Source organism: [Collinsella] massiliensis, from assembly GCF_002161605.1.
Taxonomy (GTDB): domain Bacteria; phylum Actinomycetota; class Coriobacteriia; order Coriobacteriales; family Coriobacteriaceae; genus Enorma.
Genome location: NZ_NFIE01000006.1, coordinates 11749 through 33170, shown reverse-complemented (window position 1 = coordinate 33170; position 21422 = coordinate 11749). Strand labels below are relative to the sequence as shown.

The following is a 21422-nucleotide window of genomic DNA, read 5'->3' as shown; positions in this document are numbered from 1 at the left end:
ACTCTATAAACTGAACCCACATAGCGACCTCTGATTAAATAATAATACGCAAGTAATACTACACACCGCGGCCAACATTATATGACTCGAGATAGAGTGAGAGCGACTCGCGCCAATCCCTTGGAGCGAACCCCGCAGCTTCGATCTTATCGAGCGAGAGCGTGCTGTACACGGGGCGCGGAGCAACCGGACCCGCCGCAGAGACGTAGTACTCCGCGGTGCTCACCGGCTGCACGGCATCGCCGTTACCGTGCGCATGCTCAAATACGAGGCGCGCGATCTCCGCCCAACTGGCGGACTCGCCCGAGCCGGTAACGTTATACGTGCCGAATGGCGCCGGTTCGAGGGGAATCTCGGAACCGTCGCGATAACCCAGGAGCCAGAGCGCGGCCTTCGCCATCTCGTCGGTAAATGTCAAACGCCCAATCTGATCGTTTACCACTGTCACGCGCGCGAGCGAGTCATTAGGATCCGCTACGCGATCGGAAAGTCCCATCATGGTCTTAACAAAATTATGCCCTTCACCGACTACCCATCCCGAGCGAATAACATAGTGAGCTGGACATCCAGCAACGGCGATATCGCCTGCCGCCTTGGACTGACCATAGACCGAAAGCGGCGAAAACGACTCATCCTCGGCGTGCACTTCCTTCGTACCATCAAACACGTAGTCTGAACTCATATGCACCAACGTGATGCCGTGCTCCGCGCACGTGCGCGCCAGCAGTGCGGGACCAGTGGCATTCGCCTTCCATGCCAGCACGCGCCCCTCGGGCGTCTCGGCGCGATCGACCGCCGTATAGGCGCCGCAGTTGATCACCGTACCATACAGGCTCCAGTCGTAGGCGCTGTACGCGGCGGGATCGCTCATATCAAAGGTGTCAATATCGCAGTAGTCGAAACTCTCTCCCAGCCCACGTTCCTCGGCAAGCGCGCGCACGGCGCGTCCCAGTTGGCCGTTCGCGCCCGTCACAAGCGTGCGCTTGGGCTGCATGGGGACGACATCCTCAAGCATGGGATGGTTCTTGTCCGCCTCGGAGATTTCGCACTGGTCGAGCGGGATAGGCCACTCAATCGCAAGATCGGGGTCTGCAAGGTTCACGAACGTGTACGTCTTCTTGAGTTCAAGCGACCAGTGTGCGTCGACCAGATACGTGTATGCAGTACCGTCCTCAAGCGCCTGGTAAGAATTACCCACCCCGCGGGGTACGAAGATAGCCTTCGACGAATCGAGTACGCAGGTGTACACCCGCCCAAAGGTGGGACTCCCCGCCCGCAGATCCACCCACGCGCCAAAAACCGAGCCTGTGGCGATAGAGATGAACTTGTTCCATGGCTCGGCATGGATGCCGCGCGTCGCCCCCCGCTCAACGTTGAAGCTTATGTTGTTTTGCACCCAACGCAGATCCGGCAGACCAAGTTCGCCCGCCATCTTCGCGCGCTGCCAGTTCTCTTTAAACCAGCCGCGATTATCGCCGTGGACGGACAGGTCGACCACCACGAGCCCCGGGATGCCGGTTTCGTGTGTAGCGAGCTGCTTCTCGTACTCAAGTGCCATGCCGGTTACACTCCCCCGCTCTTCCTACTGCCCCTGCGCGGCGTACTTCGCCTCGGTGGCTTCCTTCGTTGGGCGCCACCAGTCCTCGTTCTCGCGGTACCAGGCGATTGTCTGGTCGAGGCCCTCCAGGAAGTCCGTGTGGGCAGGCTCCCAACCCAAGTGGCGGCGGAGCTTTGTGGAGTCGATGGCGTAGCGGCGGTCGTGGCCGGGGCGGTCGCGCACCCAGTCGAAATCGTCCGCCGGCTTGCCCATGCGTTCCAGGATGGCGCGAAGCACGTCGATATTGCTCCTCTCACCGTCCGCGCCAATGAGGTATGTCTCGCCGATGATACCCTTGGTGAGAATCGTCCACACAGCGCTGGAATGGTCGTCCGTGTGAATCCAGTCGCGCACGTTCTTGCCATCGCCGTACAGCTTGGGGCGGATACCGCACAGAATGTTCGTAATCTGGCGCGGGATAAACTTCTCGATGTGCTGGTAGGGACCGTAGTTGTTCGAGCAGTTGGAGATGGTGGCGCGCACGCCAAACGTGCGGTGCCAGGCACGAACTAGCAGGTCTGAGGATGCCTTGGTGCTCGAATACGGGCTGGAGGGATGGTACGGCGTCTCCTCGGTGAAACGCGCGGGATCATCGAGCGCGAGGTCGCCGTACACCTCGTCTGTCGAAATGTGATGATAGCGGACATCGTATTTGCGACACGCCTCGAGCAGGCCGTACGTACCCTCGACGTTCGTGCGCAGGAACGGCTCAGGGTTGGCAATGGAGTTGTCGTTATGGCTCTCCGCCGCGTAATGGACGATAGCGTCGTGCCCAGGAACGATGCGGTCAAGCAGCTCCGCATCACAGATGTCGCCCACCACAAGCTCCACGCGGTCTTCGGGCAAACCGGCGATGTTCTCGGGGTTGCCAGCATAGGTGAGCTTGTCGAGCACCGTCACATGCACGCCGGGGCAGTTGTTCACCACATAGTGGACGAAGTTGCTGCCGATGAATCCACAGCCTCCGGTGACGATGATGTTCGTGGGGTTGAAAACCTCTTGGGTCATGATGCTCCTTGGATCGGTTACTTGGCTATTGTATGTTCCCACATGCAATAAGAGCCATTACCTTATCGGCATTCTTCGGAATCATATAGGCTTCGGAAAGCTTGCTTTTCTTATACTCAAAAATCGTCCCGGCGGTCTTCTCCGTAAGCAGCTGAGTAAAGAATTGCTCCCAACTTTCATAGTATTCGCAGTCGATATGGCTGCTGGGACTATCCAGAGCTTCATCAATGCCGTTAGCCTTTATAAGTCCCGAACGAAGCAGAAGCCACTCGAACGATTCGGGCAAGCAAACCGCAATGAAGTCGCGACGCTCCTGCTGGAGCCTCAGCACCCGATCCGCATACGCTCCGAATGCCGCACCGTCAGCAACTACAAACACGCGACTATCTGGATGATCCAGCAACCAACGAAGGATATTTGCATTGCCGCCCGCACACGCACAGGTAAGCTTTTCTCCAAATCGCGCACAGAAGAACTGATGACCCGATTTTGCGTCCTCTGTAAGAATCGCATCGAAGTTCTTCTTTGGCTTTGCGGAATACCGAAGGTAATGTCGATACGTCTTGTTGTGTTTATAGAACGGCTCGAGCGTGTGGTACTTCCCGCTCGTCTTAATCTTGTAAATCTCATCAACGCTATACGGCAAGTTCGCAAGATCGGCGCGTGTTATGAGAACGAAGTAGTTGCTCGAACGTTTCACCGCACTTGCAAATTCCGGAGATAAAACATCACGAAGGCCCTCGTCTACGAACACGATTGATTCGGATGTGGACTCGAGCTGATGACGCCAGTCGCTATCAGAAAGCGCCACGCAAGGACGGTCGCACTGAAGCGATACCCCCGACTGGGCACCAAATCTCGCGTAGTCATTAATCATGTCATAGAGTGTGGTCTTGCCGCTTCCACTGTCACCACGAATGATGGTGATATTGCGCTTGATCGTGAATTTGTAAGAAGCACGCCGGCGGCGAGAAATGCGAACCTCGTACGAACCAATCATGACATCACCTACAGATACTCTGCAGACTCTTGAATGAGCTCTGTCATAGTGTGGACAGTTTTACCACTGTTAAGGACTCGAATCTTGAACTCCTCTTCTCCAAAATCCATAACGTGATAAAGATTAACTGTCACCTTTCGATCCTGGGCAATGTTCAAAAGCCATCTCGCGCAGTTATCGCCGCACGTAGAAGCATTGAAAACTTGGCTTCTCATATGCTTGACGAGTAACAGCGTCTTAACTCCACCCGATAACATGAGAGGGGTGATGCTCCCCAGAACGGGGCTCTCGATGACTTGGGCAGACAACACCTCGGAGCTATCGATATCCCGTATGACCGAACGGCCAAAGTCGTCGGTTATCCATTCGTCGCGATACGTATTTTTGAAGTAAACCGCCGTGTTATAAATTGCGCCTGGCATGTCTCCAAAATAAACGTTAAGCATGTGTCACCAATTCCAAACGTACCCCATCTACCACGCCTGCTTAACGAACATGCCGGCAGCAACCTTCTTAAGGTGCTGGCCGTACACGCTCTTTCCGTAGCGCTCCGCACAAGCCTCGAGCGTCTCGCGGTCAATCCAGCCGTTCTCATAGGCAATCTCTTCCAACACGGATACGGGGGTGTCTTGCGCACGCTCGACGGCGCGCACGAACTCGCCCGCCTCGTAGAGGCTCTCCATGGTGCCCGTGTCGAGCCAAGCGTAGCCGCGGCCGAGCGTGACTACAGAAAGCGTGCCATCCTCGAGGTACATGCGGTTGAGATCCGTAATTTCCAGCTCGCCACGTGCAGAAGGCTTCACCTGCTTGGCGAGTTCACATACGCGGGAATCGTAGAAGTAGAGACCGGTAACAGCGTAGGAACTCTTGGGGCGTGCAGGCTTCTCCTCAATGGAAACCGCCTTGCCCTCTGCATCAAATTCCACGACGCCGAAGCGTTCCGGATCGTCCACATGGTAGCCAAAGACCGTGGCACCACCGTTCTGCTCAGCATTTTCAACAGCACGACGCAGGTGGCGCGATAGGCCATTACCGTAGAAAATGTTGTCGCCCAACACGAGCGCGCACGGCTCGCCCGCAATGAACTCCTCGCCGATGATGAACGCCTGGGCGAGGCCGTCTGGCGAAGGCTGCTCCGCGTAGGAGAGGTTGATGCCAAAGTCTGACCCATCGCGCAGCAGGCGCTCGAAGTTAGGCAGGTCCGCAGGCGTCGAAATGATAAGGATGTCGCGGATGCCCGCCATCATGAGCACTGACAGTGGGTAGTAGATCATGGGTTTATCGTAGACGGGCAGAAGTTGCTTGCTTGTGACCGTAGTGAGCGGATACAGGCGTGTGCCCGATCCGCCCGCAAGGATGATGCCTTTCATGAATATATCTCCCTACTTTAAAGCAGGCTCCTGACAATGACCTGTAGTCATTCGTTATTCTCGTTATCACATTTTGAAACGTTTGCGAAACCTAAGCCGTCATCAGCGGAAATCGCCTCGCAATCTTTTTTATCGTTCGAATAGCGCTCGAATCTCTCAATTGCTAGTTGTTGAGTCAAATCACGTAGTTTTGTATCGAGCTGTGAAACGCGAACGCTCAAAGAAAAACAGCTAATGAGTAGTATGAAGATAAAGAAGAGGAACACGAAATTAGCCACTGATATCGTTCCCGCTATCGCGGAAAGCAGGTAGAACACCCCTGGAAAAATACTCACTACGAGCAGCAGGATGGCGAAGCAAAACCAAAAGATAGAATCCTCTAGACGAATCTTAGAACTACGAACCTTGCGAGCCATGAAGATTAACGTCAAAAAGGATGCAACGATCAGAGTTACACGAAGCCCTGCAGTCATACTAAGAAACCGTCACTTTCTTGCGTAAAAACTGAATAAAAAGGATGGAGATCGTCATCCGTAACATGTACATAATGGAAGACCAAGCATTGAAATAGCTTTCCCCTGCCGTGCGTTCAACCATAATAACGGGCACTTCAACCACGCTGGCATTTGCCGAGCGCATAAGATAGGAAACGGTATCCGGTTCCGGACCCATATTGAGATTTGTCGCGAGAATGCGAATCATTCTCGAATTAAATGCGCGCATACCGGATGTGGGATCATGAATGGTTTTACCGGTCGTGAGCTTAATAGCGGCCTCGATAATATTGCTTCCAAGCATGCGCAAAGAAGTGCCCTTTGAAGCAGATACGAACCTCGACCCTATAGCGATATCGTAGGATTTAATCGCCTCTTCGAGCGAAGGAATGTATTGAGGTTGATGCTGGCCATCCGCATCAAACTGGATGGCACAATCATAATTATGTCTATATGCATACTTCATGCCCGCTTGGAATGCGCCAGCAAGGCCTAAGTTAGTTTGCAAATCTAGAAATGGGTACCCACTCTCACGGCACACTCGAACTGTGCTATCCGTGGAACCGTCATTTACTATGAGATAATCAACATGAGGTACGGCAGCAACAAGCTTATCTACCGTATGCTTGAGGGATTCCTCCTCATTGTAGGCAGGTATGATAATCAATGTCTTCAAGTTAATCACTCAACTCACGTATTCGAACACATTCTTGTTTATAGTAAATCAAACAACCGGACACCATATGTATTTCAGAGAGTTGCTTGCACACATTCAAACTGAGCGTGTCACTTTTGTAGAAAGGTCGATGTGGTTCTCAAAGACCAGGTAACTCAATAATGCATTTCAACGATAATATGTGCCCGATGATGAATATCAAACCTTTATGCCTAGGTGGTCTAGATGTCAAAACCGTCAATAGCCATTCTGATTTCCACATACAATCCAAACCCAGTTTTTTTCAAGCAACAAATGGATAGCTTGTACAAGCAAACATATCCATGCACTATTTTTGTTCGCGATGACGGCTCAAATGACGAGGAGTCGATTCGAGCGATTAAAACAGTGGAAAAAGATGGCAAGGTTATCGTTCGCTGGTGCAACAATATTGGGTATGGCGCGAGCTTCCTCACCCTTTTAAGTGAGGTAGAGGGATTTAATTACTATGCGTTTTGCGACCAAGACGACATATGGTTGCCAGATAAAATCGAAAGATCTGTCGCGGCTCTCTCAGGAGCGGCTGGAAGCTGCATTGAGCCAACTCTTTATTTCTCCCATTATGATTTTTACGACAGAAATATGAACTTTACCGGACATTCAACCTTCGAAGGAAAGGATACTCCCCTTTCGTTTCGCAATGCCCTAGTTGATGTCAATATATTAGGAACAACAATGGTTTTCAATGAAAAGCTTCGCAAGCTAATGATTCGATGCGACGCGAATCTGCCTGTCTCACATGATTGGTGGGCATATCTTATTTCATCAGGCTGCGGAAATATAATTGAAGACAGGCAAGTTACGGTTCAGTATCGCCGGCATGGAGACAACTCAAGCGGTGTTGGGAATAGCAGGCTTCAGAAGTTTGTTTTTCGAATTAAAGAGTTTATTTTTAATGACAACTTATCTAAGGTGCGTAAACAAATTATCTGCTTTGCAGAGCACTATTCGAGCGAGCTAAATTCTGACGATCAGAAAATTTTAAACCTTTTCATGCCTGGGCAACGGGTAATTAAGTCTCTTCGCAAAGCTATGTTCCCTAAAAAATGGAGGATAACCGTTCCCGAGGATCTTCAATGTCGAATCATCTTTTTGCTGGGACGACTATAGGCTCCAATTCCTCAAACAAAACGATGCGCAAAAAAGCACTATCTTAAAAAGAACATCCCAATCTGACTTGCTAGGCGCAACGGAGCATAGCATCTGTATCCGTGTTTTAATAGACGATACAGATTTATGAAACTCTTTTTTTCGTACAGAGAGATAAAGGAATCAACCATATCATAGGCTTTGCTATCCAATTCGTTGGCGTACCTATCGAGCAACAGACGCGCTTGACAGACAATCCTGTTCCAATCTTTGCGAGAACGATCAAAATCGAATTTCCTAAACGCATCTATTGGCGAGTAACTGGCACCAGCGACATTGTTCCCATGCTGCCTATACTTCATCGTCTGGACAGGCAGTATTGAGCTATGTCCACAAGCCTGCGCGATAAGATTTAACCACCAGTCGTGCATTACGATGCATTCGAACGGTATCTGACGCTTTGCAAGGTTAACAAGGGCGCGATTTGCCATTAACGTACATCCGATTACATTATTTTCAACCAAGGAATGCGGAAGATATGACTTGCATGACAGCTTTTCCGATTCAAGCATGGATCGCTCGAGGCTTCTCAGCTGCTCGTCAACAACCTCAACATCAGTAGAAACCAAAATGGGCACGTTACAGCCATAGCGCCTCTCAAGGCTACTCATTTCGCGAAGCGTCACTTCTATTTTATTGTTATTCCAAACATCATCCTGGTCACAACACATGATGTACGAGGCATTTGATCGATGAATAAGGTTGTAGAAATTGGGAACAGCCCCGCCGAAACGCTCCCCTCTTGAGATAATGCTGATACGGGGATCATCCTTCGCAAACTGGGACACAATTTCAACAGTCTTATCTGTTGAGCAGTCATCCGAAATCAATAAGCGCCAGTCTTCAATAGTCTGTGACCGAATCGAGGCTAATTGATCGGCAATGTATTTCTCACCATTGTAAGTTGCCATAAGTATTTCGATATAATTTGAATGCACTTTCGTTCTCCACACGTTAGGGCAAGTCATCCAATCAAAAGACTCAGCCATTACATAGATATCTCTTGGCTCCATTAACTATGACTGGGCAATTCTAAAAACAATTAGCCTCAGCAGCGAAAAGTTATTTATCGCCTATGCTCGTAACGCAATTCGCAAGTAATCAGAAAACTCCTTCCGCATGCTAGTAATGGCATCTGGAACTTGCTGATAGTCCCCAGCGCGAGAATAGTCGTAGCCAGAGGATCCAAATACTGTATGCTCAATGCCAAGGCGCTTAGTCAGGGATTCCAAACGTGAAAACATGGCAGCGCCTCCCTCTCGATGAACAATCGTCAGCGGTGTCCTCAACATCGAAGCAAATACTGCCGCGTGAAAAGAATCCGTCACAACGTGGGACGCATTATCAATAAGAGAGATAAACTCCGACGGGCCGGCATCAGGCTCGTCGGGTTTCTGCCTATCGGACAAGTGGATGACATTCTCGACCCCACTCCTACAGTGAATGTCTGATAATGCCTCCTTGGCTTCGCAACCAATTCCACCTAGTAAATAAGTAAATATGTAGGGCGTGGTTGGGGTAAGCGTGTCATCTGCAACAGCTCGCCAATCATCGGGGGTTACCATAAGGGTTGGGTCGCAAATTACCGGTGGCCGTTTGCCACACAAGCGTTCAATAATATTCGCCCCGGCTTCCTCACGAATCGAAATAGTATCGAATTTTGCAATACCGTCTTTTACGAGCGATTCTTGAACATCATCAAGATGATCAATCCCGATGCTCGGAGCCAGCGCCAACCGCTTATCTCTCTCGCAGAAGCCGAGAAAATACCAATTTATGATATGCTTCGCCCATTTCGCATCTCTATGAAGAAGCAATGGCCTAATTGGAATCGGCATATTGCTTCGGTTCCGAACCATGCCTGGATTCCAAACTTGGTCGCTTCCAACGGAAAACCACTTGTACTCATTTTGAGGGATATCATTAATTCGGTTAAAGTGTCTTGTTTTCACCATGCTATTGAAACGGCTAAATGCCGTGAGCCTATCTCGCGAGCTCAAAGACTGCGGGTCATCCACTTTGTTATTGAGAACGACCCTAGCCATCGAATCAACTAGCGTATGAGGCGTCAGGTTCGAAACGGAGAGATATTCCGGATCGAAACCAAGCGATTTATATATCCTATAAACGGCATAAAGCTGAAGTCTATTGCCGTAATTAAAATTACCGTCTAAGGTAACTATTCCGACTTTATCCCTCTGCTCACCACTTGAATTAAACTCTTGCTGCAAGCGGTGACGACTGTTAACGATTGTTACTGAAGCCATATATCTTTTCCTTTGCCGAAGCTAGATTATCTAAAAGTCCAAGCCTGTTAGAAATCAATAATCTATACGCAATCACGTGTATGGGGGCACCACCGCGAACTATCGAAGGGGCAATGTTGGAAAATAGATCGGATTTTGATAGCTCATCAATCGTATTTCTATATAGCACAATCCTTGATGCTCTATCCGGATATGCTTTCCTCATTAGCCCAAGCAAACCTATTACAATTTGGCAAAGAAACGCCGACCGTTTCTCCTTGTCATAGGAGATTTTACTGAGGATAGAGTTCAAAGATTCCTCAACATAAATCAAATCCTGAAGAAATTTAAATGGAATGGGCTTATTTGTTACAGAGCTTGGATTAGGGCGGTAATAATAAAACGGCTCATCGATTAAAGCGCATGTGTCTGCCTTGGAGAGAATTTGAGCACACTGAAGCCTGTCCTCAGTATTGTTAATCTCCCTTTCGTTCTCGCCGCTGTCCCATAATGTTCTTCTATAAGCTTTAAAGCAAATGTTGTTAAGCTCATAGCTTGAACTCATAACCGACAAGACTTCAGCGGAAGTTATTATTCCGTCTTGATCAGCATCAAGAATACCGTAATCAACTATTTTATTAATCTCATCCAATGAACGAGTCGCATTGAACAGGACCACGTCGCAGCCATGATTGCTAATCGCAGCAGCTATCTTCTCTAGAGAATCCGAATCGATAAGCATATCATCCGCATCAAGAGAAATGATGTAGGCACCCAAGCTGTTTTCGATAAGCTTACGTCGGGTTGCGTACTGCCCCGCATGGCAACTTGCTATGATCTTTATCTTCTCAGAGGGAATAATCTTCTGCCGTAAACACGTCTCCAAAGTCCCATCGGTAGACCCATCGTCAACTAAAACTATCTCCCAGTCTCGAAACGTTTGTTGTTCGATAGATTTCAGGGCTTCAAGAATAAATTCCTCGCAGTTATACATCGGAATATTAATTGAAAAAAGTGGCTGCCTCATCGAATCGGCCTTAAAAGGCACCTTCAACTGCTCGCAAACCATTTAACGCTCTCCTAAAAAGATTTAGCTGCCTTCACGCCGGATAGTTGTAGCTATTCAGCAGCGGTTGACCAAAACTTTGCTAACCTCGGCGAATAAGATTAAGCGCATATCCAGCAACAGCAGTAAGCCCCTTTATCAGGCGCTTGAGAAGCGAGTCCCTAAACCCATATGTTGCAGTCATGCGGACAATAGGTTCTTCATTCATGATGGCTTCCTGAAATTCATGGTAGCTTTGATAAGGCTGTACGGAACCGACTAGTGCCGGGTTATTTTCTGCGATTTCAGCAAAAGTGCTATTACCATGATCGACCTTGTCGAGAATTAACCTAATTGCCTCTTGGCCTTTCTCAGAATTAACGATAACTGCAGATACGCCGTTTGCGCTCTCCACCTCAGGATGAACGACCTGTATTCCCCAATAATCACCTAAAGTTATATCGCTGCCGCAAGCGCGCTTCGATGGACACGAAAAGCAGGACGGCCGCAGTGAAGCGTTCTGCAGGAATGCTCGCATATACCAATCGCTAGAAAAGGGAGTTGAAATACAGGAGCGGGAAACGTCATTGCTGCTACGCAGACTATATAAAACAGAGTAAAACTGCCATCCAGTTGTTTTACTTCTAAAATTAACGTCGACAATACTTCCCTGCTCAGAAGTCTCAATGTAATCCGCCCAGCGGCGCCAAAGCTTGGGCGAGGGAACCCCATGGCAAATTACATCTATTGAGGTAAAGAGATCTGATTTCGCCTTTTTCCCTAAGAAGGACCTGATGGCGGAAACTTGGCATGCAGTGCCAGAGAACAGAACGGGTTTTCCCTCGTTAATTCCCTCCTCAACAGCCATAAATACTTCAGGATCGATGATGCTTTGAACGTACTTTGAGCGCATAATTAAATCAAGGTTTTCTATGCTATCGATGCAAACATGGCGAAGATTCCTGCACCCGGAGTCCCATGCGGCACCCACAACCATCCCACCATGGTTCAGCGTTTCAGCAGCAAGCAAGCCAAAGATACCGCCTGACGATGAGCTGTCAAGCACTCTGGCTTCTTTTGCTTTTGCCCAAAATGCATGCAGATCGCCATCCTTGCGGCCATCATTTAAAACTGGACAAGTTGCGTCGCAGATACCGCATTCTATGCATTTATTGGAGTCGATTTTCGGCCGCCTAAAACCATAATCGTCCTCTTCCATTGCTATGCACTTTTTCGGGCACTTGGCAGCACAAGCACCGCATCCGCAGCATTTATCACCTATTGTTGTCAAACGTACGAAATCTTTCACGTATTAGCACATCCTCTTGTATTGCCAATATGGCCATTCTTATAAAAAGCGCTGTTTCAATTGATAGAGAGCGTCCGCTATCTTTATCGCAAGATTGCCACAGCGAAGTTTATGTGCGGCAATCAAACCCAAGCTATACGGGGATGCTTCTTTCATTGCTTTTAATTTCAACTTTGTATCTTCAAATAATTCATCATTTTTTGTCTCAATCGCAAGCTTGAGACGCTGCGGGATATATTTCCTTTCAATTTCTAAATCAATACGGGATCTCTCTTGACCACTCAAGTCCATGCTCGAAATCACATGACGTAATACATCCTCAAGTTCGTATGTCCTTTTGAGCATTTGTTCTGCCGAAACAATTCTATGTGAGTGACTGTTTTTGCTTATAACATACGATGCTAACGGCTTATCTATGAAACAGCATTTGGAATAATACGCAAGAGGAAGTAAAAGTTGCCAATTTTGCCCAGCCCTGCTTTCATAAATTCCTTGAGGCGGCAACACATCAAGCAGCTTTTTGGTGCGAGCCAGGTATGCAATATTGCAGCAATATCCATCACGCTCAGATAGCAGAGAATCAAAGAGCCACGGGTTGTCGATCTGTTCTCTCTTGAAAATGCCAACAACGGTATTAAGGTCATCTTCATTGACAACATTGACTTGCGCGAAAACATAGTCCGCGTCTTCATTTTCCCTTAGCGCCATTACCTTGCGTTCGACGCAATCTGAATACATAATGTCATCGCTATCAATCCAACTGATAAACTCCCCCTTTACATAGGGAAGCGCTCTGTTGATTGCAACAGCTTGACCGGAATTATCCTGACGCAGCAAAACGAAGGAATATCCACGCTCTTCTATAACTGCTTGATATGATGTCGCAATCTCAAAGGTGGAATCCTTGGAACCATCATCAACGAAAATAAGCTGGATATTATCGTAAGACTGCCCCAAAATGCATTCGAAATATCGCTGCAAGAATTGGCTTCCGTTATAGCAAGTGGTAATAATGCTAACCAGAGATTGTTGCCCACTCATCGTTTAACCCTGCCAATCAAGCGTTGAAGTCGAATCTTGAACTCTGAGAATTCTTGATTCTTAGAAAAAACAATGTAGAAAAACAGGTTAGCCTCAATGACGCATATTGCGATAGCCAGCATAAAGCTAAGCCACGTTAAAGACAGCATGCCTATTACAATCTCGCAGCTATAAAAACAAAGACCCGCCGCGATCGACACAGCAATGAAATACTTCGCCGAGGTAATAAAGTAGCGAATCGGCCCCTCATCGAAAAGAAATCTGTATGTTACACAAGGACGCGATATAAAGAGAACCAGCCTTGAGGCGACCGTGCCCATATAAACTCCGACTAACCCAAAATGCAGAGCGCAGATCGTTGACACAACAAGGTTGGTAAGTGCTTGGGCTAAAGCCCAGTTTTTATCCATATTAAAATTGCCTTTTGCAATTCTCGCATTATTGTAAATAGTGCTCTGTCCCTGAAGATAAAAATTGACCAAGATTAACAGGAAGCTCGCGCGATCAATTAGATAGTTTTCACCAATCCATAATTCAATGAATGGGGGCAGAAGAACAAACAGCGAGACCGTGCACACCCCGTAAATCCAAAAGTCAATAAAATTCGCTTCCTTAAACACATCTAAGAATCGTTTTTTAGATGAGGAAATCGCCAGGTTCCCAAAGCCGGCAACAGCGCCATTTAGTACAACGATCACAATACCTGAAATGGCATTAATAATCATATTATAGTTACTCACTGCGCCGACTACAGCAATACCGAGAGTGGGGATTGCAGAAATAATGATGCTATCAGTTGCATAGACTGCAACTGACGCAAACTGGTGCACCGCAAGCCCCTGAACTTCGTGAATGATTTTTTTCCTCTCCGCACGAGGTAAAGATGCGTTTGGATATCGAGTAAGCAGTGGATACTTGCGATTTAAATATCTCGCAATCAAAACTCTTGAAATGATAAGGGTGATAGTATTCGAGAGCAGATATACCAGGAAGCTAGACGTGAGCAGCAACGCTACGATCTGAATTGCGGCAGACGTGACAGTGGTCAAGGTTTCCAGATTCGTTTGAAGATATGTTCTCTGCATAGCATTCAAGAGGCCATATTTGTATGAAACAAAATAGGTAACAACCGTATTTGCCAGAAAAATTAAAAAGTATAGCCTCAGCTCAAATAGTGAAAGAGAATCTGCTCCGCGAATAATGTATTGAAGAAATGGAACCAGTCCTATGCCGAGAACCGTAATTACAAGAGCGATTATTCGATATGTTTTTTTATAAAAGCTAAGAAGCTCCCCTACTCTCCTTTCTTCATTCCGAGCAACTGGACCATACAACGCGAACGTCATTGCAGAGCCAAAGCCAAGCTCTGCAAAAGAAAGCATGTTCAGTATGTCCGTATAAAGACCATTTACGCCCAAATAGTATTGCCCAAGCGCGTAGATAAAAATGGTCCTGGAAACGAATGAGACTATCAAACCCGCCGCTTTGCCTATCAATCCATAAAAAGAGTTTTTAGCTGCAAAAACAGTTCTAGAAGTCTCTGTACTTCCAGCGTTGTTTTCCGTATGTTCGTTCAAAGCGCCTCCAAGCCGCTAGCTGTGTTCCAGCGCGCTCAATAGGAAAGCCGATAACACGCCGCCATCCTCACAAGGGGTATGGCCGCAGATAAAATCGCACCCAAACACCTATCAGATTTAGCTCGCCCAATCGTTCCCAATACGGCCTTCAAACCGGCCATACTCAACATAATGAATGTAGTAGTCTCGAAGTGAAGAGCCAAACGCCTTCTGAAGATCCGGATAGCGACTCCGATAAAAATCGACATTGAAATCTAATGCGGCGGAACGCCCCTCTCCCATACCATAGGTAACGAAGTGGGCGAGCATGCCGGAGTCGTCGAGGAGCTCGACCGAGCCGAAGTCCTCGGTGTAGGCGGCCTCCACGTCCGCGTTCCTCTCGCGGTAGTAGGCGCCGTCGTAGACGGGGGACCAGTCGACGCCGCCCCGCGCCGTCACGTAGCGCGTGATCTCGGGCGCGCCCGAGCAGGGGCGCCCCTCATCCGACCCGAACTCGACGTAGTGCTCGTAGTACCGGGGCAGGTCCATGCCGAATGCCTGGCGCAGGTCGCGGTTGGCGTTGTAGTAGCTCGCGATATCGAAGTCCGGGGAGCTCCTGCGGCCCTCAGACATACCGTAGTTGATGAAATGACGCAAAGCCGCGTATGGGTTATTTCCGCACGCCATCTTTACATCAGGATTATTGTCTAAATAGTAATCAGGATCAAAAACGGAACTGTAGTAATCCAGACTATAGCCCGGGAAATCCCCATACCACCAGTTCAAATCCACATTGCCAGAAATGCCTGGGACACTTCCTCTGGACGTATACTGCCATGCACTATATGTTCCTTCATATGTGCAAGCGCTGTAATACTGGGCAACCCAACGATTCCAACTATCGAAAACACTGGAAGTTAGATTGTTGTTCCACCAATTTAAGTTTGCGTAAACACCTGCCATGTAACCCGCGGCTTCAATCTTGCTGCAAAACTGCGTAGCCATCCCAGCAAAGTCACGATTACCGTTAAGGAGAGCGTTATCTTCCATGTCGAAATAAACTGGGAGATCAGGTGTATAGCCCTTTGCTTTCAATTCGCCAAGCAAATCAAGGGCATGATCCGCCTCAGCAGATGCCTGCGAAGGATTGGAGCAGTAAGAATATAGGTAGGCTCCCCACGGAATCCCAAGGCGCTCGCATTCCGCAACGTTACGCTCGAGATAAGCATCCTTTCCGTCGACCCACCAGCCTAGACGGATAATCGCAAAATCGATACCCGCATCCTTGACTTTCTGCCAGTCAATGACTCCCTGCCATGAACTAACATCAATACCCTGAGCAGACGCTCCTTCGGGCAAAAAACTCATCGAAAAAGTTGAGATGCCATTACCCTCAGAAGAAACATCAATTCTCTGACCATCTTTATAGCGCCAAGAGTTTGCCTTATCTTCACGCTTATCATCAAGCCCAGTCTCATTGTTCATGTCGCTAACCGCCGCGTCAGTCAACTGGGCCGATTCACCGTTACCACCAGAAGCGGGTTGAGCATCCTCTTCCGTGGCGCGGACGGATTGACTCGGCTGGCTCTGCGCGCCGGAGATTTCAGATTCATAAGAATTTCCAGATACTTCGGCAGAATCACCTGCTTGTGAATCCGATTTTGACTCAACCGCGTCTGATTCTTCGAATTTCTGGGTGTTTTCTTCCTGAAGAGCAATGGAAGCGTAAATCGAAAATGGCTGAAATAGAGCGCCGAATACAAGCACGCAGCAAAGCGCTGACACAATTAGACGGCAGGCTCGAGATCCATGTCCGTGAAACACAGTTCCTCCAAGGCAGGAAAAGCTTAACGATACTTCGATTCAATCATTGACATTCTAGCAGCCGTGAAAAGCTAAAATGAAGACCATCAAACTCATCAAATTTTCGGCAACGTCCGTCAATCACATATGAACGATCCTAAGATGTAAAAAACATTGGTAGAATGTCATGGTTTACCTTCTAATAAAACAACTTGGGACACGTTAGGATTAATCGATGCATCAAGGAAAAGAACCCTCGAGCGAAAAAAAGCTAGTTAGCGTAATTGTTCCCTGTTACAAAGTTGAGCAGTACCTTCCGAGATGCCTTGATTCACTTGTAGCCCAGACCTTGGAGAACATTGAAATTATCTGCATCAATGACGGATCGCCCGATCGCTGCATAGATATTCTTCGTGCCTATGAAGAAAAGAATCCCTCTAAAATGGTTGTTATTGACAAGCAAAACGAAGGGGTTTGGCGCGGGCGTCAGGATGCCATTGCGATAGCACGCGGAGAATACATCGGCTTTGTCGATAGCGATGACTATGTCGCCCCCACATTCTGTGAATCCTTATATAAAGCTGCAAAGTCGAATAATTCCGATTTAACTGTTTGCGGCTTTTATCGCGTGGATGTAGAGAGTGGGGAAATCTTAACTGAAGAGATGACGGAACATCGTGAGTCATTTTCGGTAAAGGAACATCCCGAGTTGCTTCTCCAGCTCAACGGTGCTCCTTGGAATAAACTATTTAAGGCAAGCCTTCTTAAAAGCATGTATGATTTCGAAAATCCTCCGAAGATTTTTGACGACATGATGATGCACCTGCTCGTTTACCCCGATGTTGCTCATGTCTCATTCGTTCCAGAGGCGCTTGTTTATTACCTGATCCGTAGCGATTCCATCATGACTACCATTGATGAATCAAAAATAGCTTCTACCTATGAAGCGATGAAAAAAGTTCGCGAGCACTATCAAGATCGCCGAGTATCCACCAAGCTTATGTCCTTCCTGGACAGCGCCGCGTTCCTCCATTTAGGCATATCTCTAATGTTTCGCATATCCTGCGACAAGAATGCAAACATGAAAGATGCACTCAGGCAAAATAAGCTATTCCTAGATAAGAACTTCCCTCGTTGGAATACTTCGAAAGATATCTCTTTTTCGAATGCAGTTCGCTATGGGGGCCCATTCAGAAATATGTACTTTGGCAAACTGATCTACAAGATGCATCTCATGCCAATCGCATTAACTTGCTATCGCTTTATGATTAACAAGCTTGGAATTGACATCAAGTGGTAAAAGCGGTTTGGGCCGAACGATACAGCTCCCTCCCCCCTATCTTGAATTCGCAGGGCGAGAGACAATAGTTGTATCGCAAGACCTACGCCCGTGCCCCGATGATCCGCGATGCCAAGCCCCCTCGGTTAGCTGAAGTTCTGCCACAATCGCCACGTAAGCGCGTGGCTAACGGCATCGATGCCGCCAAGATTCCTGCGCACTTTCCGACAGCCCTATAGGCCCGTCCTCCTGAAGGGTCACTCGTCCAGCAGGGTCACGTCCAGGTAGCGGCGGAAGCCCCACTCGCCCTCGGCGACGTACTTGAGCCTCGCGGCGACGAGCATGAGTGCGCTTTTCCCGTCGGGGAAGGTTCCGATCACGCGCGTGCGTCTGCGCATCTTGCGGTCGAGCCACTCGATGGCGTCGCCGGCGCATATGCGCCGCCAGTCCTCGCACGGGAAGCGCGTGTAGGCCAGGGTTGTGTTTAGTCAAGTCTCACTTTCGGAAAAGAGCGCGCCCTTCTTTCGGGTTTCAGCACGCAAGTTTTTCGGTTTCCGGCGCCGGCACGCCCCTAGCTTCCTGACTTGCCGAGCATGAGCGACTCCTCGAGCCGGTGGCTGGGGCCTCCGAACTCGACGAGCCTGCCGTGGTGGACGACGCGGTCCACGATCGCGGCGGCGAGCTTGTCGTCCGCGAAGACCGTGCCCCACCGGCTGAACTCCACGTTCGTGGTGAACACGATGCTCCTCCTCTCGTAAGAGTCGAATATGACCTGGTTTTCCGTGATCATTTCCGAGAGAGGTACATGCCCAAACACGCAATGCCGCGATGGAGTCGCTGATGCTCCTCATCAAGGCCGAGTGCGTGCAGCTCCGCATGTTCAAGGCGCACGAACAGGCAGCCCTGGAGATCTTCGAGTACGTTGAGTGCTTCTACAACAAGGTGCGGATCCACTCGGCGCTCGACAACCTCGGCCTCAAAGGAGTTCGATGCCGGACTTATGGAGAGCGCTACCCTGAGGGCAGCATAGAGGCGTAAACGAAATCGGAGGCAGATTCAGATATTGGGTGAGGCAGTAACTTCAGGGGAACGGCAGTACACCACTTTTCGGGACGCGACTCGCCAAATGATACAAATCGTTAATCCAGCTCAAGGAAACGTGTTTTCCTGTAGTGTCTTCCTTGAACAACGTAACGCCTATTGTTCTGCGCTCACCTATTTCCGCGCTTTTGGTTTCTCATATTTATACCAGGCAGCTCTAAGATCCAAGTTCTGCAACGAACGACCACTATATTCGACTTTACAATACACATTATTCTCAATTCTTATCGAATCAATCGTTGTCGCATTAGTCTTTCTTAAGGCCTTAACGATGCGATTTAACTCGTCCATAGTACTCTCGTTAAAAGTCAGGGACCAATATACGCCATGCCCCGGCTCTAGCTCGTAATCACCGTAGAAGCCTAAACTGCCTCCATTCACAGTCATCACCGCATCGGAATAGGTTTGGACGCTTTTCTCAAACAGATCAGAAGAAACAGCTATCCTAGATGGGGTCATCTGATTTCTTTCGTTCTTTACAAAATCAAGTATCTGTGCAAACACCGAATCACAATCCAGGACCTTAGACCCTCGATACTCCCCGTATAAAAGAGAAAAGTGGCTTTTTAAAGCAACTTCAAACCATTTTGCATCAAAAGAATACCAGTTGGATGTAAACCAAATTGTCCTGCCGGTAGAATCGCCGTCGCCGTTCATTGCCGCAGCATAGATGAATCTCTCCCAAAGAGTAATTAGCTTCGGAACAGCCACCTGTATGCTTTCTTCATCGGTGTAGCATCGCTTAGCATGACTTGCATTATTCTCCATCTTACATTGCATGATTCCGGTGGTTTTGCTTAACCCAACACGCGAAAGCATGTTTTCGATTTGCCTCACAGGCTTCGGTCTGTTTTGATCCTCGATGTACATAACCGATAAAACAATCGCCCTTAATAAGTAATCAGATTCAAAACGCTCCCCATTTTTACAACTCTTTATTACATGCCTAAATTGTCTAAGATAGCTATAGAGCGTTTTTTCGAGCCGCTCCTTCAGAACGGCAGAGGGATCTTCGCCAAACCCAGTAGAGCCGACAATTAATGATGTAATCCAATAAACGAGCATAAACCCGATGGAGATCAACATTTGGAAACCGATATTCGTGCCGTCAAAAACGGTAAGTCCTTCGAGCGGAATGCGACTAATCACCGTAGAATCGAACAACATGAAAAGGGTAAGCGATGCAAGCGCCTCTAATAGAAGACCCTTTGGGGCAAGAAACAGTCTCTTAGTTATTTTTATTCCAAACAGAATCACCCAATAAACCGCAACAGATATCCAGCGCAAATCTACTGCCATTATTCTTTCAAACACAAAGTATAACGACACAGATAAAGCAAGGTGAAGCACTTCTAAAACGATAACTGGAGCAATAATCCTATAGAGAACATTAGCCATCGCAGAGCCTCTGGAGACATTGCGATAAGGCTCGAGATAATAACGATCTATTGCATATGGTCCGATTTTTCGCACTAAAAGAAATGCAAGCACAGCAAAAAGGAGATTAACAAGGATATCCCCAAGTCCAACTTGATCAAATGAAAACTCGGAAACTAAAAAGAACTCAATTTCTTTACCGAGCGGAGCTGGCAAGCTACTTAATAACGCGCCCATTCTCATCCTCCAGAAAAGAGAAGAAAGCACCCTCGCACAGAACGCTGTCAGATAGACTAAAGCTTTGACTCTTCCTGCAGCCTTACCACCATTGCCTGCATATACTTCCCAATGTCAGATGGTTGCTGCATATCGTAATCCGCTTTAATCTTGCTAAAGTAATTCTTGATTGCATCCTCAGTTATCTCGGCATCTGAAGCCTCGTCATTGGAAATACCTGCCCGGGCATCGAGCCAAGGAGATTCTTTATGCGTGATATTTTGCAGCACAAATGGGCTATAACACGCCACGTGAGTTACGATGGCACGTAGAATTACCAGCTCGCTTTCAGAGAATGTATCCTCGATTTCCTGAGCGACCTCCTCGCCAAATAACGACTCTTCACGCACATTTCTAAGATCGAGATCTTTCCAAAGCTGCGGGTAAACAGGGCCGCGAACCCACGCCTCGCATCTTTCGAAAAAAAGCGGGCATCCTAAGAATGCATTAGCTACGCCATCAACGTAATAGAGTTCTTTCTGCAGTGCCAATGGAGAAGCGCTGCCCGTTCTTGCCAAGATATATGCGGCAACTCGTTCAATCATACTCCCAGCCGACATCAAGAACTGAAGAGATGCCCGCTTGCTCTTCTCAAATGCCACCTTGCTCAACGCCTCTTTATTGCTATGCAACACAAGAAGATACGCCAAGGGGCTCCTTCCAATGCGCTCAATTATGTCGGAATAATACCTGCTAGGAACATCTCCGTCGAGGAACCGCGAATACGTCTGCTCTCCCCAGCCAAGTACCTTTGAAAGAGGCCTCTTCCCAATGCAATAGCGCTTCGGGATGTTAGCGATCACGCGCTGAGATACTATCCCGTTATGAGCCCTCACCGCATCAATGAACGCCCTCTGATTCTCTTGGAGTATTTCATCTGGGGTTGCTTTACCGCCACAATGCCTGCAAACGCCGTAATGCACCGGATAGGCATACGGCACCCCATCGAGCATGGTTATTTCTTCAGCTGCAACGATTTCAACATCAACGAAGTCTCGACACTGCTCGCAATATGCCTTGGCCATGCATTTCTCGTCCATAACCCTCTCCCCCAAT

General features: G+C 48.2%; 20 protein-coding genes and 1 pseudogene. 3 read left to right on the top strand and 18 right to left on the bottom strand.

The genetic code is table 11. The features are described 5' to 3' along the window. Positions 1 to 58 precede the first annotated feature (58 nt). Genes B5G02_RS03440 through B5G02_RS03410 form a run of 7 tightly spaced genes read right to left on the bottom strand, consistent with a single transcriptional unit; the run spans position 59 to position 6154 of the window. Positions 59 to 1558 carry a sugar nucleotide-binding protein gene (locus B5G02_RS03440; protein ID WP_094335202.1) on the bottom strand — a complete coding sequence of 500 codons (1500 nt, stop codon included), beginning with the start codon at positions 1556 to 1558 and terminating at the stop codon, positions 59 to 61. Between the two features lie 24 nt (positions 1559 to 1582). Continuing rightward, positions 1583 to 2605 carry a dTDP-glucose 4,6-dehydratase gene (rfbB, locus tag B5G02_RS03435; protein WP_094335201.1) on the bottom strand — a complete coding sequence of 341 codons (1023 nt, stop codon included), beginning with the start codon at positions 2603 to 2605 and terminating at the stop codon, positions 1583 to 1585. 25 nt (positions 2606 to 2630) lie between these two features. Beyond that, positions 2631 to 3605 (bottom strand): hypothetical protein, encoded by a 975-nt coding sequence (locus B5G02_RS03430; RefSeq protein WP_241146153.1) that lies wholly within the window; start codon positions 3603 to 3605, stop codon positions 2631 to 2633. Between the two features lie 8 nt (positions 3606 to 3613). Beyond that, a complete protein-coding gene (locus tag B5G02_RS03425; RefSeq protein ID WP_094335200.1) occupies positions 3614 to 4051 on the bottom strand; it encodes a DUF4869 domain-containing protein in 438 nt (145 codons plus the stop codon). A gap of 27 nt (positions 4052 to 4078) precedes the next feature. Further along, the gene (gene rfbA / locus B5G02_RS03420) at positions 4079 to 4975 is read right to left on the bottom strand and encodes a glucose-1-phosphate thymidylyltransferase RfbA (protein WP_094335199.1); all 897 of its coding nucleotides are present in this window, start codon (positions 4973 to 4975) and stop codon (positions 4079 to 4081) included. Positions 4976 to 5022: 47 nt separating this feature from the next. Beyond that, positions 5023 to 5448, bottom strand: a complete 426-nt coding sequence (locus B5G02_RS03415; protein WP_094335198.1) for a DUF2304 domain-containing protein — start codon at positions 5446 to 5448, stop codon at positions 5023 to 5025. Position 5449: 1 nt separating this feature from the next. Beyond that, positions 5450 to 6154, bottom strand: coding sequence for a glycosyltransferase family 2 protein (locus B5G02_RS03410; protein ID WP_094335197.1), 705 nt, complete (start codon positions 6152 to 6154; stop codon positions 5450 to 5452). Between the two features lie 216 nt (positions 6155 to 6370). Here B5G02_RS03410 and B5G02_RS03405 point away from each other — a divergent pair, with 216 nt between their 5' ends. Continuing rightward, complete coding sequence (locus B5G02_RS03405; RefSeq protein WP_094335196.1) at positions 6371 to 7294, top strand: glycosyltransferase; 924 nt, start codon at positions 6371 to 6373, stop codon at positions 7292 to 7294. Positions 7295 to 7332: 38 nt separating this feature from the next. Here B5G02_RS03405 and B5G02_RS03400 read toward each other — a convergent pair whose 3' ends face one another. The 7 genes from B5G02_RS03400 to B5G02_RS03370 all read right to left on the bottom strand — a co-directional run bounded on the left by B5G02_RS03400 (position 7333) and on the right by B5G02_RS03370 (position 16297). Further along, entirely contained in the window at positions 7333 to 8244 is a 912-nt protein-coding gene (locus tag B5G02_RS03400) for a glycosyltransferase family 2 protein (protein WP_162609748.1), read from the bottom strand. A gap of 162 nt (positions 8245 to 8406) precedes the next feature. Then, positions 8407 to 9600, bottom strand: coding sequence for a polysaccharide pyruvyl transferase family protein (locus tag B5G02_RS03395; RefSeq protein ID WP_094335194.1), 1194 nt, complete (start codon positions 9598 to 9600; stop codon positions 8407 to 8409). Beyond that, positions 9578 to 10648, bottom strand: a complete 1071-nt coding sequence (locus B5G02_RS03390) for a glycosyltransferase family 2 protein (protein ID WP_094335193.1) — start codon at positions 10646 to 10648, stop codon at positions 9578 to 9580. Before B5G02_RS03390 ends, B5G02_RS03395 begins: the two co-directional genes overlap by 23 nt. Positions 10649 to 10727: 79 nt before the next feature. After that, a complete protein-coding gene (locus tag B5G02_RS03385; RefSeq protein ID WP_094335192.1) occupies positions 10728 to 11933 on the bottom strand; it encodes a Coenzyme F420 hydrogenase/dehydrogenase, beta subunit C-terminal domain in 1206 nt (401 codons plus the stop codon). Positions 11934 to 11972: 39 nt separating this feature from the next. Beyond that, positions 11973 to 12974 carry a glycosyltransferase family A protein gene (locus B5G02_RS03380; RefSeq protein ID WP_094335191.1) on the bottom strand — a complete coding sequence of 334 codons (1002 nt, stop codon included), beginning with the start codon at positions 12972 to 12974 and terminating at the stop codon, positions 11973 to 11975. Next, on the bottom strand, positions 12971 to 14551 hold the full coding sequence (locus B5G02_RS10050; RefSeq protein WP_143758279.1) for a lipopolysaccharide biosynthesis protein: 1581 nt from the start codon (positions 14549 to 14551) through the stop codon (positions 12971 to 12973). The genes B5G02_RS03380 and B5G02_RS10050 overlap by 4 nt, the downstream gene beginning before the upstream one ends. Before the next feature lie 117 nt (positions 14552 to 14668). Beyond that, a complete protein-coding gene (locus tag B5G02_RS03370) occupies positions 14669 to 16297 on the bottom strand; it encodes a glycoside hydrolase family 25 protein (RefSeq protein WP_143758278.1) in 1629 nt (542 codons plus the stop codon). Between the two features lie 271 nt (positions 16298 to 16568). On the opposite strand from B5G02_RS03370, the gene B5G02_RS03365 reads away from it, so the two are divergent. Further along, positions 16569 to 17633, top strand: coding sequence for a glycosyltransferase family 2 protein (locus B5G02_RS03365; RefSeq protein ID WP_094335188.1), 1065 nt, complete (start codon positions 16569 to 16571; stop codon positions 17631 to 17633). 236 nt (positions 17634 to 17869) lie between these two features. Here the strand turns inward: B5G02_RS03365 and B5G02_RS10245 are convergent. Continuing rightward, a pseudogene (locus tag B5G02_RS10245) lies at positions 17870 to 18091 on the bottom strand (transposase); the annotation flags it as partial. A 92-nt stretch (positions 18092 to 18183) separates the two neighbouring features. Further along, positions 18184 to 18402 carry an ATP-binding protein gene (locus B5G02_RS03355; protein WP_428843241.1) on the bottom strand — a complete coding sequence of 73 codons (219 nt, stop codon included), beginning with the start codon at positions 18400 to 18402 and terminating at the stop codon, positions 18184 to 18186. 50 nt (positions 18403 to 18452) lie between these two features. Here B5G02_RS03355 and B5G02_RS03350 point away from each other — a divergent pair, with 50 nt between their 5' ends. After that, positions 18453 to 18650 carry an IS3 family transposase gene (locus B5G02_RS03350; protein ID WP_162609747.1) on the top strand — a complete coding sequence of 66 codons (198 nt, stop codon included), beginning with the start codon at positions 18453 to 18455 and terminating at the stop codon, positions 18648 to 18650. 177 nt (positions 18651 to 18827) lie between these two features. On the opposite strand, the gene B5G02_RS10045 is transcribed toward B5G02_RS03350, so the two are convergent. Together B5G02_RS10045 and B5G02_RS03345 are read right to left on the bottom strand one after the other, a co-directional pair. After that, the gene (locus B5G02_RS10045; protein ID WP_143758277.1) at positions 18828 to 20327 is read right to left on the bottom strand and encodes a hypothetical protein; all 1500 of its coding nucleotides are present in this window, start codon (positions 20325 to 20327) and stop codon (positions 18828 to 18830) included. A gap of 56 nt (positions 20328 to 20383) precedes the next feature. Then, a complete protein-coding gene (locus B5G02_RS03345) occupies positions 20384 to 21406 on the bottom strand; it encodes a Panacea domain-containing protein (RefSeq protein WP_094335185.1) in 1023 nt (340 codons plus the stop codon). Between the last annotated feature and the right edge of the window lie 16 nt (positions 21407 to 21422).

Bases quoted from the DNA above. Each gene is read 5' to 3' on its own strand.
- rfbB (WP_094335201.1), bottom strand. From the start codon at position 2,605: ATGACCCAAGAGGTTTTCAACCCCACGAACATCATCGTCACCGGAGGC.
- B5G02_RS03365 (WP_094335188.1), top strand. From the start codon at position 16,569: ATGCATCAAGGAAAAGAACCCTCGAGCGAAAAAAAGCTAGTTAGCGTA.
- B5G02_RS03380 (WP_094335191.1), bottom strand. From the start codon at position 12,974: ATGAGTGGGCAACAATCTCTGGTTAGCATTATTACCACTTGCTATAAC.
- rfbA (WP_094335199.1), bottom strand. From the start codon at position 4,975: ATGAAAGGCATCATCCTTGCGGGCGGATCGGGCACACGCCTGTATCCG.
- B5G02_RS03400 (WP_162609748.1), bottom strand. From the start codon at position 8,244: ATGGCAACTTACAATGGTGAGAAATACATTGCCGATCAATTAGCCTCG.
- B5G02_RS03350 (WP_162609747.1), top strand. From the start codon at position 18,453: ATGCTCCTCATCAAGGCCGAGTGCGTGCAGCTCCGCATGTTCAAGGCG.
- B5G02_RS03440 (WP_094335202.1), bottom strand. From the start codon at position 1,558: ATGGCACTTGAGTACGAGAAGCAGCTCGCTACACACGAAACCGGCATC.
- B5G02_RS03430 (WP_241146153.1), bottom strand. From the start codon at position 3,605: ATGATTGGTTCGTACGAGGTTCGCATTTCTCGCCGCCGGCGTGCTTCT.
- B5G02_RS03390 (WP_094335193.1), bottom strand. From the start codon at position 10,648: ATGGTTTGCGAGCAGTTGAAGGTGCCTTTTAAGGCCGATTCGATGAGG.
- B5G02_RS03415 (WP_094335198.1), bottom strand. From the start codon at position 5,448: ATGACTGCAGGGCTTCGTGTAACTCTGATCGTTGCATCCTTTTTGACG.
- B5G02_RS03345 (WP_094335185.1), bottom strand. From the start codon at position 21,406: ATGGACGAGAAATGCATGGCCAAGGCATATTGCGAGCAGTGTCGAGAC.
- B5G02_RS03395 (WP_094335194.1), bottom strand. From the start codon at position 9,600: ATGGCTTCAGTAACAATCGTTAACAGTCGTCACCGCTTGCAGCAAGAG.
- B5G02_RS10045 (WP_143758277.1), bottom strand. From the start codon at position 20,327: ATGGGCGCGTTATTAAGTAGCTTGCCAGCTCCGCTCGGTAAAGAAATT.
- B5G02_RS03425 (WP_094335200.1), bottom strand. From the start codon at position 4,051: ATGCTTAACGTTTATTTTGGAGACATGCCAGGCGCAATTTATAACACG.
- B5G02_RS03355 (WP_428843241.1), bottom strand. From the start codon at position 18,402: ATGATCACGGAAAACCAGGTCATATTCGACTCTTACGAGAGGAGGAGC.
- B5G02_RS03405 (WP_094335196.1), top strand. From the start codon at position 6,371: ATGTCAAAACCGTCAATAGCCATTCTGATTTCCACATACAATCCAAAC.